Source organism: Aquabacterium sp., from assembly GCF_004297345.1.
Classification (GTDB): Bacteria; Pseudomonadota; Gammaproteobacteria; order Burkholderiales; family Burkholderiaceae_C; genus Aquabacterium.
Genome location: NZ_SCTN01000513.1, coordinates 1 through 9,866, shown reverse-complemented (window position 1 = coordinate 9,866; position 9,866 = coordinate 1). Strand labels below are relative to the sequence as shown.

General features: G+C 63.8%; 9 protein-coding genes and 1 pseudogene. 4 read left to right on the top strand and 6 right to left on the bottom strand.

Annotated elements, in window-relative coordinates; genetic code table 11:
• Window positions 1–504, top strand: a pseudogene (locus EPO09_RS19935) (hypothetical protein); the annotation flags it as partial.
• A 51-nt stretch (window positions 505–555) separates the two neighbouring features.
• Here the strand turns inward: EPO09_RS19935 and EPO09_RS19930 are convergent.
• Window positions 556–774 (bottom strand): SlyX family protein, encoded by a 219-nt coding sequence (locus EPO09_RS19930; RefSeq protein WP_290645941.1) that lies wholly within the window; start codon window positions 772–774, stop codon window positions 556–558.
• 44 nt (window positions 775–818) lie between these two features.
• Between EPO09_RS19930 and EPO09_RS19925 the strand changes: the two genes are divergently transcribed.
• The gene (locus EPO09_RS19925; protein ID WP_290645939.1) at window positions 819–2,036 is read left to right on the top strand and encodes an MFS transporter; all 1,218 of its coding nucleotides are present in this window, start codon (window positions 819–821) and stop codon (window positions 2,034–2,036) included.
• A 220-nt stretch (window positions 2,037–2,256) separates the two neighbouring features.
• On the opposite strand, the gene EPO09_RS19920 is transcribed toward EPO09_RS19925, so the two are convergent.
• The 5 genes from EPO09_RS19920 to EPO09_RS19900 form a co-directional block, all read right to left on the bottom strand.
• Window positions 2,257–3,435, bottom strand: coding sequence for an acyl-CoA dehydrogenase family protein (locus tag EPO09_RS19920; protein ID WP_290645936.1), 1,179 nt, complete (start codon window positions 3,433–3,435; stop codon window positions 2,257–2,259).
• A 149-nt stretch (window positions 3,436–3,584) separates the two neighbouring features.
• Window positions 3,585–4,544 (bottom strand): hypothetical protein, encoded by a 960-nt coding sequence (locus tag EPO09_RS19915; protein WP_290645934.1) that lies wholly within the window; start codon window positions 4,542–4,544, stop codon window positions 3,585–3,587.
• A gap of 2 nt (window positions 4,545–4,546) precedes the next feature.
• A complete protein-coding gene (locus EPO09_RS19910; RefSeq protein ID WP_290645932.1) occupies window positions 4,547–6,040 on the bottom strand; it encodes a bifunctional aminoglycoside phosphotransferase/ATP-binding protein in 1,494 nt (497 codons plus the stop codon).
• 17 nt (window positions 6,041–6,057) lie between these two features.
• Window positions 6,058–6,690: a bifunctional 2-polyprenyl-6-hydroxyphenol methylase/3-demethylubiquinol 3-O-methyltransferase UbiG gene (locus EPO09_RS19905; protein WP_290645930.1), complete on the bottom strand. Its 633-nt coding sequence runs from the start codon at window positions 6,688–6,690 to the stop codon at window positions 6,058–6,060.
• Between the two features lie 41 nt (window positions 6,691–6,731).
• Window positions 6,732–7,454, bottom strand: a complete 723-nt coding sequence (locus tag EPO09_RS19900; protein ID WP_290645928.1) for a hypothetical protein — start codon at window positions 7,452–7,454, stop codon at window positions 6,732–6,734.
• 277 nt (window positions 7,455–7,731) lie between these two features.
• Here EPO09_RS19900 and EPO09_RS19895 point away from each other — a divergent pair, with 277 nt between their 5' ends.
• Both EPO09_RS19895 and EPO09_RS19890 read left to right on the top strand, forming a co-directional pair.
• Window positions 7,732–8,022: a hypothetical protein gene (locus EPO09_RS19895; protein WP_290645926.1), complete on the top strand. Its 291-nt coding sequence runs from the start codon at window positions 7,732–7,734 to the stop codon at window positions 8,020–8,022.
• 120 nt (window positions 8,023–8,142) lie between these two features.
• Window positions 8,143–9,866: Ig-like domain-containing protein (locus EPO09_RS19890; protein ID WP_290645924.1), on the top strand; the 1,724-nt coding region annotated here is incomplete at its 3' end.

Below are 9,866 nucleotides of genomic sequence, written 5' to 3'. Positions count from 1 at the left end.
ACCCTGGCCAGCAAGCTGCCCTACACGCTGCAGGCCCAGACGCGCGATGCCCTGCGGTCTTACGCCAGGGCCAGTGCCGATGAATGGCCCCTGCTGGCCAGGCGGCATCAAAGCCGCGAAGTGCGCGAGCGGGCGGATGCCCTGATGAGTTTGTTGTCCGGCGACGAGATGGCCAAGGCGGCCGGCAGCAATGTGCAATCGCTCATGCTCAACAAGGCCAGCGAACTGCGTGACGAACGCAACCAGCGCATCGGCCTGAGCCAGACGCATGTCAACCCGCTCAAATGGCTGGGCATGGCCTTCCTGGGGCTGTTGACGCTCATATCCGTGGCCGTGGTGCATGTGGACAACCCGCGTGCGGCTTTTGTGGCCATCATGCTGTTTGCGCTGGCCGCGGCGCCCACGGCGGCCATCGTGCTGATCCAGGGCAACCCGTTTCAGGAGCCGACGGCCGTGACGGCCGCGCCCATCGAGCGCGCCATCATCGAAATGAGCCCGCGTTGACATTTGTCAGCGAACGGGTCGATCAGCTTGAAGATCAGGTCAAAGGTCTGCTCAATAGTGCGGCGGCAACTCATCACGCAAGCTGTGAAAACCGCCCTGACCCGCGTCTCCAGGTTGCTGCCGCAGTTGCAGCACCTCGCGGATCAACATGTCGATCTGCTGCTGTTGGCGCACAATCAATTGGTTCAGGTCCTCCACCAGGTCTTCGGTGAAGCTGGCCTTGATCTCCAGATCGGTCAGGCGCTTGTCGATGAGGTCGCTTTGTTCCATGCCCGTATTGGAACTGAAAACCGCCCGATCTGTCTTCTTGTCTCATGCCAAACACCCACTTCGGTCGAGCCCTGAATCTGCTGTTCACCCGACGTTTCGGCACCTTCTGGTTCGCCAGCCTGCTGGCCAACATCGGCACCTGGGCCCAACAGGTCGCCCAACCGTGGTTGCTGCTGAGCCTGGGCGCCTCACCCTTCCTGCTGGGGCTTGACAGCTTTGCCTCCGGTGCACCGGTGCTGCTGCTGACCTTGATCGGTGGTGCCCTGGCCGATCGAGCCGACCGTCGTCGTGTCATCGCGGGCTTTCAGTCTGTGCAGATGTTGTGTCCGATCTTGTTGCTGGCCCTGCTGTTGACAGGGCATGTGCAGCCCTGGATGGTCATCACCATGTCGTTGATCGTGGGCATCACGGATGCGCTGTCCATGCCCTCGTTTCAGTCCATCGTGCCTTCCATCGTGGCACGCGAGCAAATCCCGTCCGGCATCGCGCTCAACACCACACAGTTCAACTTATCGCGCATCCTGGGCCCGGCCATCGCAGGCCTGCTGATGACCAGTGTGGGGTTGGCCGGCGCCTATGCCGTGAGCGCCGCCTCCTACCTGCCCTTCATCCTGGTGGCCTTGTGGGTGCTGCCCCGGCACGTGCCCCAACCCGAGCTGGACCAGGCCACCCACCAGCTGCAGTTGATCCGCAGCGTCAAGGAGGTGTGGGCGCAGCCCCGTCTGCGTGGCGCCTTGCTCACCGTGTTCCTGACCAGTGTGCTGTGCGGCCCGATCGTGACCTTCTGCCCGGTGCTGATCAAGGATGTGTTCCAGGGTGACGCCGCGCGATTCAGCCTCACCCTGGGCGCCTTTGGCCTGGGCGGGCTGCTGGGTGCCACGCTCCTGCTGGGCGTGGACCCCGAGCGCGACAGACGGCCCTTGAGCTCCTGGTCGGCCGCGGCCTACGGTCTGATCGTGATCCTGGCAGCACTGAACAGATGGGCCTGGGCCCTGCCCCTGTTGTTTCTGATGGCCGGCATTGCCATGACCAGCAGCAATGCCTCGGCCAACGCGCTGTTGCAGTCCACCGCGCCCACGCGCATCAGAGGGCAGACGGTGAGCTTGTTCATGCTGGCCATGCGCGGTGGCATGGCGCTGGGTGGCCTGGCCACGGGTGCCAGCGTCAACCTGATCGGCGTGCGCCATGCACTGCTGCTCAACGGCTTGCTCGCGTTGGCAGCCCAACTCTGGCTGGGTCGGGCCTGGCGCCGCGCCGTCTGATCGCCTGCCGAGCAGCAGCGTGCGTCAACGACGAGGCCAGGTCAGCCTCAGGTGGCTGATCCACAGCACCACCGCGCAGAACAAGACAAATCCCCATGGGATCAGATCGGGATCGGACACCGGCATCACGCACTCCTTGCTGGCGCCTGGCCAAAACGGCAGGCCTCACAAGGGAATACGCAAAAGCCGCGTCAGATCCGACACGGCTTGATCAACATGCTCAGAGCACGTCGTCCTTGAACACCAGGTGCAGGGCGCCATTGGCGGCGTGGATGCGTTCATTGCCGATCATCAGCGCAGCCGAATGGGCGTCGCGCAGGTGGCGGGTCACGCTGTAGGGCGAATCGTTGCGGTAGCCAGTGGTACCCGTGATGCGCAGGGCCTTGGTGCAGATCTCGGCCACCAGTTCGGAGGCGTTGAGCTTGAGGTGATTGAGCTCGACGGCAAAACCCACGGTCGAGAGCATGTCCTTGCCGCCATCGGGCTGGCGGGTGAGCATGTCGTAGTAGGCGGCACGCTCGCGTACCTGGGTGCGCATCAAGGTCAGCTTGGATGCCACTTCGCTCAGGCGTGCTGCGGTGGGCGGCGTGGCGCCCCCCATGCGCTTGGCTGTGTCACGCACGAAGGCTCGGGCACGGGTCACGGCGTCGGTAGCGATACCCAGCCAGCCGGATGACCACAGGATGTGCGCCCAGGGCACCATCGTGTGGGCGTTGATGTCGGCAAAAGGGTCCGGCACGATCTGATCAGGCTTGAAGGAGGCCTCGATCACATAACCCGGGCTGCAGGTACCCCGCATGCCCATGGCATCCCAGGTGCTGGTGATCTGCATGCTGCACTGGCTCTTGTTGACCAGCACGAGGGCCTGGTCACTGGCGGCCGAGGTATTGGTGCGGCGCACCGTCATCAGGAAATCTTCACCGTCTTCGCCATACGACACCACTGTGCCATCCTTGCGGACGTGACAAGTTTCTCCGTCTTGTTCGATGTTGCAGATGCTGGTTCGCACAGAACCGCCCACCCCCGCTTCGGAGGTGACCGAGGCAATCAGGCGTTGGTCACGCACCAGGTCATTCAGATAGGCCTGGAAGTAAGGCGTATGACCGTGGCGAACCAGGCAGGCCACCTGCACCTGGTGCATGGCAAAGACCATGGCCGCCGAAGCGCAGCGCTGCCCCAGGGCCTCGCACATCAAGCCCAGCTCGACAATGGAGGCACCCTTGCCACCGAGGCTTTCAGGCACATAGGCAGACAGCAGTTTTTCGGCCTTCAGGGCATCGATGGCTTCGCGGGGAAAACGGCCCTCTTTGTCAACGGACACGGCGGCAGGCCCGGCGACCTCGCGGGCAATGCGGCGAACGGCTTCGATGCGGTCAAGGGCGGCGGGGCTGAGAGTCATGATGTGGGCAAAGCGGAGTCTGTTCAGACGGGCTCGCCAACCTTACTGGCCGTTGGGCGAGCGACGTTGACACAACACAAACCGCGCGCATCTGCCTTGGCCGGATACCCCACTCATTCAGGCGGCACGCCAGGCCTATCGTGAGAAATTCACTTGCCCCAAGGGGCTGCCGCAAAGGTGTCGATGAAACGGGACAACAGATCAGAAGGCAGGGCGTCGATGCCGCCAGCCCTGGCGCGACCGTTGCCGCCAAAGGCCTGGCACACGGCCTCGGTGCCCGACGGCTTGTTCATGGGTGCCCGCACGCTGGCCGAGTAGCTGCCGTCAGCCTGCTGCCGCAATACGGCATGGGCCGTGTCTGGCTGCGCGTTGGCCAGTTCATTGGCAAGCACGCCGATCACACGCCGGGCCCAGGGCGCATCAGGCAGGCACAGCACTTGGGCGCCAGGGCCCTGCCATAGAGGCTGAAGCGATACCGCCTGGTCCAGATCGGCCCGGCGCTGTGTGTCCAGCTCGTCGATGACCGACTCGGCGGCCAGCATGTCCAGCGGATCACGGTAGGCCTGCATGCGCCGGTAGAGGTGCTGCGGGGCCAGCAACACATCCAGTTCAGAGTCTCCGTAGGCGTTGTAGTTGATGGCCTCGCCCATGCGCCTGAGCGCCGCTCGAGCCGCCGCATCGAAGCCGGATGCCTTGGCCAGTGCATCGGCCACCTGCCCAAGGTTGTCGCCATAAGCGCCTACCAGCGCCCAGCCACGGCTTGCGCCCTGTATCAGGCGATCCACCAGCAAGCTGGTGCATACATCTCGCCCCAGGTCCACATGGGCTTGCAACAGACGATGTAAAGGCATCTCGCCAGTGGCGTGATGATCTACATAACGAATGCGCACGCCTTGCGCCAACAGTGCGTGCAAGGCGGCCTGGTTGCGCTGCATGGACAGGTCGAACACATTCACCTCGTCGCCCGCGCGGGCCTGAACACGGCCCAACAGGTCGATCTCACGCTTGAGCCCTGTGATCAGCGTGGCCTGCGCAGGGTCGAACCAGCGCCATTGCACCGTGGCACACAAGCCATCGGCATCACCATTGCAAACATCGAAGCGCTGCATGATCAGTGGGCCTGCTGTGGTGGCGGCATGCTCAGCCAGCGGCGCGTCAGGTCCACGGCCGACCAGGGCTGGCTGGCATCCACATCCAGCACATTGCTTGCTTCTTCAGCCAGCAAGGCATCTCCGCCCTCCACCTGACGGGCCAACACGACCAGATCCGCCTCGGAGGGATCATCGCCCTGTGCTTGTCGGCGCTGGACACGTTCCTGCAAGATGGACACAGGGGCATGGCAATGCAAGATGGCAAATGGCGCCCCTCTGTCACGCGCCATTTGCCGGAAACGGGTGCGCTCTGTCGCATCCAGAAAGGTCGCATCCACGATGACGAGGTAGCCGCATGACAGGGCCAGCGCGGCCAGTTCGTGCAGCCGAGCGTAGGTCGCCTGCGTGGCAGCCTGGTCGTAATGCCCTGGCCCCAGCAGTTGCCGGCGGATCACATCAGCGCGCAGGCGCACGGCGCCCGCACTCATCAACATCGCTGCAGACACATGACTCTTGCCCGAACCGGAGAGCCCGTGCGTGATCAACAGCGCAGGCTGTCCGGGCGGCACAGGTTCGATCAGTTGCAAAGCCAGCGCAAGGTAATCAGGCCCCTGATCTGATTCACGTCGTTGATCGCCCCGCAAACGCGTCACCAAAGCCCTCACCAGCGCCCGGTAGACCAAGTAATAGCGCAGAACGGGCAACCCGGCGTGATCACCGCGGGTATCCAGATAGGTGTTGATGAAACGCCAGGCCAGGTCTGCACGGCCATGTGCCATCAGGTCCATGGCCAGAAAGGCCATGTCGCTGAGCCCGTCTATCCAGCGCAGCGCAGGATCAAACTCGATGCAGTCAAAGGCCGTCACGTCTTCGCCCAGCATCACGGCATTGGCCAGATGCAGATCGCCATGGCCCTCGACGACACGGCCTTGCGCCTTGCGCTGGTGCCACAGCGATTGCAGGCGGCGTGCCTCGTTGTGCAACCATGGCCGCAGGCGGGTGCAGGCCTCCTGGCAACCATGCTCGGCCAGGCCTGTCAGCAGCACATCCACAGGGTGGCTGATACGTTCTGGACTGCCCCAGTCGGTATCGGGCCCGGCCACCGCCGCCACCTCATGGAATGCGGCCAGGCGCCTGGCCAGGGTGTCCAGATGCTCGGCCATCAAGGTATGGGCTGCCAGGCGCTCACTGAGCAAGGCGCCAGGCGCAAACTGCTTCATCTGAAGCACATACTCAAACGGTTGGCCAGGGCCGTTCAGAACGGGTGCGGCAGGCGATCCGGTAATGGCTTGCACGGCGAGATAGAGGTCGGGCGCCAGCCGGCGGTTTAATTGCAGCTCGACCTCGGACAAGCGCTGGCGTGTGCGCAATGCGCTGAAGTCCAGAAAGGACAGGTGCACGGGCTTTTTGATCTTCCAGGCAAATTGCCCGTCCAGCAGCACCCAGGAGATGTGCGTCTCGACCAGTTGCGCGTGCCACTGTTTTTGCAGCGTGCGAACCAGTTCGAGCGACATGGCGGTATCTCCCTTGCTCAGGCCGCAGGCTTGCGCCAGACACTGGCCAACCAGGGTTGCTGATCGCGCGGCAAGCCCTCTGGCCGGTAGTAGTGCGTCAGCTCGACAAAGCCGGCACCAGACATGAAAACCCGCCAGCCCTCCAGCCCGTGATAGACGCCATAGCGCCCGCCCTGCCAGCCTTCCTGGCCTTCGCCCCGCGGGTTGGAACTGAACAGCACGCCCCCGGGCTTCAGCGCCCGATGCAGTTGGGCGAGCACCCGTGGCAGCGCCTGGCTGGGCACATGAAAGAGGGACGCATTGGCAAAAATGCCATCAAACCTGTCTGCCGGCAGATCCAGCGCGAGAAAACTTTGCGCCAGCACCTCGCAGCCACTGTGTTCGCGGGCCATGGCGGCAAAGCTGGGAGTGCCTTCCAGGCCCGTGGCGTGGTGGCCCAGCGCCGTGAAGGTTTTGAGGTCGCGGCCGGGCCCGCAGCCCAAGTCCAGAATGTCGAACGGCGCCGCGCCCTGGATGTGATGCAACAAGGCGCTGATGTTCTGGCTGACATCGTGGTCACGTGTGCCCAGCCAGAACTGCGCTGCGCTCGCCTCATAGTGCGAGAGGGTGTCGGAGGCGATGCGCTGCAGTACGTCTTGTGTGAGGCCCATGCCTCATGTTGACACAGGATCGGGATGCACGCGCAAAGGGATCAAGGGGCTGATGCAGCCGATGCGGGGGCGGGGGCGGAAGGCGGTGTGGATGAGGCCAACGGTGGCAACTCGCCCGGTTTCTTCTCTCGGGCCAGGAACATCAGGGGCAATATCACCGGCACCAGCACGACGAAATACAGCATCCACACGCCGTCGGCCGTGACGGCCAGCGGTGTCGCCGCATCTTGCGCGGCCTTTTCACCCACAGACTCCTCGGCCTCCACAGTCACGATATGGGTATGCGGCAAGGTCTCGTTCTTCGCCAGATTGGCATGGACGCGACCCGCAAACAAATTGCTGCCCTGGATAAACCGTTTGCCGCGAAGTTCGCCTTCCAGCAACCAACTGCCATCTGGCTGCTGCACAAAAGCCATGGCCTTGGCATCTTCCGCTTCCGCCCGTTTGAGCGAAGCCGGCAGACGCAAGTGGTACTTGCCGCGCGTCTGCCCATCCAGCTTCACGAAGAAGGGGTCGAAAACGGCACTGGCCTGCGCCTTGAGCGACGAACTGAGCAAGGCCACCAGTTCCTCAGGCGCAGCAAAGATGTAGTGATAGCGCTCACCCAGGATCACGAACTGCTGCTTGTCCCGCGTGATCATCACGACCGAGACCTTCTCCGTATAGGTTTGCCGCGTGAGGGGGGGTGTGCTGGAGCAACCGGCCCCGCTGAGGGCGAGTTGCAACACGCCCCAGGCCACGATGGCTCTGCGTTGGTGGTTCATGGCTGTCTCTGTGAGGGTCCGTTTGATGCGCACCTTTCAAGTTTGCGCGCCCGGCAGGCCAAGGGGCAAGACGCCCCCCGAACAAGAGGATGACCCAAGGAGCCAATCGCCTGACCGTACAGACGCGGAAATTCGGTCAACGCAGGGTTTGCCGAAAAACCCCGTGAGGGGCCAGCCAACGATGCGGTACTAATTCACGCCTGACCCGACTTTATGGACCTGCCCCCTGCGCCCAGGGGGGGCAGCCTGCCCCACAAGCCAGCACGCGTCAGCGACCATGTCAACCAAGCCAGCTCCAACAAGCCTGACGATGTGGATACCCGATTCGATTTACAAACGACTGCCCGCACTGTACGCAGTGGCAGGTGCGGCGTTGTTGCCCGCTTTCGGCCTGAACGGTCCGAGTGTGGTCAGTGCAGCCATGCTGGTGGCCGCCGGTGCACTCACCGCCCTGTGGCGCTACAAGCATCGCAGTGCCGCAGAAGCAGAAGCCACGCCCACGCCCAAGGACGAATGGGCTCAGCGGCGCGAACGCAGGCTGGAAGAAGCACGCTTGCGCGGCTATTGACAACAACCACCATCCTCCTCAAGAGGGTTGCATCAACGAGCAGCCCGGGCTTGCCCCCGCCGTATAGTTTCGCGATCGCTGGATGCCCGCCATCCAGCCGCCAAACAAGGGGAGTGAGCCATGCGCTCGTCATCACACAAGCAGGATCGTCATCATCAAACCGGCCGTCTGTCGGTGCTGGCCGGGCTCGCGCTGGGCGTGGCTTCGGTGGCCGTCATCGGGCATGCGCTGGCCGTGACCGTGCAGACCATGTCGCCCCAAGGCGAGGTGGCCAAGGTGCGGCAAGCCCGCATCACCTTCTCGGATTCGATGGTGAAGTTTGGCGACCCGCGCCTGCCTTCACCGTTTGATGTCAGCTGTCAGAACGACAAGCCCGTCACCGGCAGCGGCCGATGGGTGGACGACAAGACCTGGGTCTATGACTTCACCCAGGATGTGCCCGCCGGCACACGCTGCGGCGTCAAGCTGAGCCCGGGCGTGAAAGCCTTGAGCGGCGAAGCCGTCACGGGCGATACGCGCTTTGCCTTCAGCACCGGCGGCCCGGCAGTGGTGCGCGCCTACCCCTCGCCCGGCGAGTACAACAAGATCGAAGAGGAGCAGGCCTTTGCCCTGCTGCTCAATGGCAGCGCCACCCAGGCCAGCATTGAAAAGCACGCCTACTGCGAAGTCAGCGGCGTGTCTGAAAAGTTGACCGTGGCGGTGATCACGGGCCAGGTGCGCAACGACATCCTCAAGGCCGTGGGCCTGGTGCCCCAGCAGGAGCGCGCCGTGGTGCTGCGCTGCGCTCGCCCCTTGCCGCCGGATGCCAACGTGAACCTGGTGTGGGCGCGCGGTATCGCCACGCCATCAGGTGTGCCCAACTCGGCAGACCGCAAGCTCGACTACAAGGTGCGCCCGCCGTTCACGGCCAGCTTCACCTGCGAGCGCGTCAACTCACGCTCGGACTGCTTGCCCATCCGCCCGATGCGCATCGAGTTTTCATCGCCCGTGCCGCGCAAGCTGGCCGAGCGCATCGTGCTCAAGTCCACAGATGGCGAGCACAAGCCCCTGATGGAGCAGAACCGGGGTGAAACCGACGAGCGCCTGGTGGGCCTGGAAAGCGGCGGCATCCGCAAGTGGTTCTACTTCTTCTCGCGCAACAAGGGCGAGGTCAAGATCGACCCGTCCGAAAGCGCCGTGAGTGCGGTCGAGTTCAAGCCGGACTTCCAGCCCACCGCCGCCGTCAGCATCGAGATCCCGTCTGAGCTGAAAGACGACTCGGGCCGCAAGCTGAGCAATGCCAGCGCTTTCCCGATCAAGACGAAGACGGCCGATTCGCCACCGCTGGCCAAGTTCCCGCGTGCCACCTTCGGCATCCTGGAGCTCAACGCCGAACCCACCCTGCCCGTGACCGTGCGCCATGTGGAGGGCGACCTGGCCGTGAAGGGCCTGCAGCCTGGTGTGGATGCAGCCAAGGCCGAGCACAGCAAAGTCACATCCGGCAAAGGCAAGAAGCCCAGCGCCGTGCGCGACCTGAGCGTGACCGACGATGCCGCCATCATCAACTGGCTGGCCATGGTCAAACGGTATGACGAGACCACCCGACGCCGCGAGGAGGTGGAGTCGGAGCTGGGCATCAAGCTGCCACCGCCGCCCGTCAAAACCAAGACAAAGGGCGAACGCAAGGCCAGGCGCTATGGCCAGAGTTACGAAGAAGGCGACTACAACGAGGGCAACAACGGCGACGAACAACGTGACTACAGCCCCGAGGCCCAGGGCCTGGTGCAGACGCGCGCGGTGAGCCTGCTCAATCAGGAAAAGGCCGCCAAACGCCTGAGCCTGCCCACACAGGCCAGGACCGATCC

Coding starts and splice junctions, on each gene's coding strand:
- EPO09_RS19915 (WP_290645934.1), bottom strand. CDS start 4,544: ATGCAGCGCTTCGATGTTTGCAATGGTGATGCCGATGGCTTGTGTGCC.
- EPO09_RS19895 (WP_290645926.1), top strand. CDS start 7,732: ATGTCAACCAAGCCAGCTCCAACAAGCCTGACGATGTGGATACCCGAT.
- EPO09_RS19925 (WP_290645939.1), top strand. CDS start 819: ATGCCAAACACCCACTTCGGTCGAGCCCTGAATCTGCTGTTCACCCGA.
- EPO09_RS19930 (WP_290645941.1), bottom strand. CDS start 774: ATGGAACAAAGCGACCTCATCGACAAGCGCCTGACCGATCTGGAGATC.
- EPO09_RS19910 (WP_290645932.1), bottom strand. CDS start 6,040: ATGTCGCTCGAACTGGTTCGCACGCTGCAAAAACAGTGGCACGCGCAA.
- EPO09_RS19920 (WP_290645936.1), bottom strand. CDS start 3,435: ATGACTCTCAGCCCCGCCGCCCTTGACCGCATCGAAGCCGTTCGCCGC.
- EPO09_RS19900 (WP_290645928.1), bottom strand. CDS start 7,454: ATGAACCACCAACGCAGAGCCATCGTGGCCTGGGGCGTGTTGCAACTC.
- EPO09_RS19905 (WP_290645930.1), bottom strand. CDS start 6,690: ATGGGCCTCACACAAGACGTACTGCAGCGCATCGCCTCCGACACCCTC.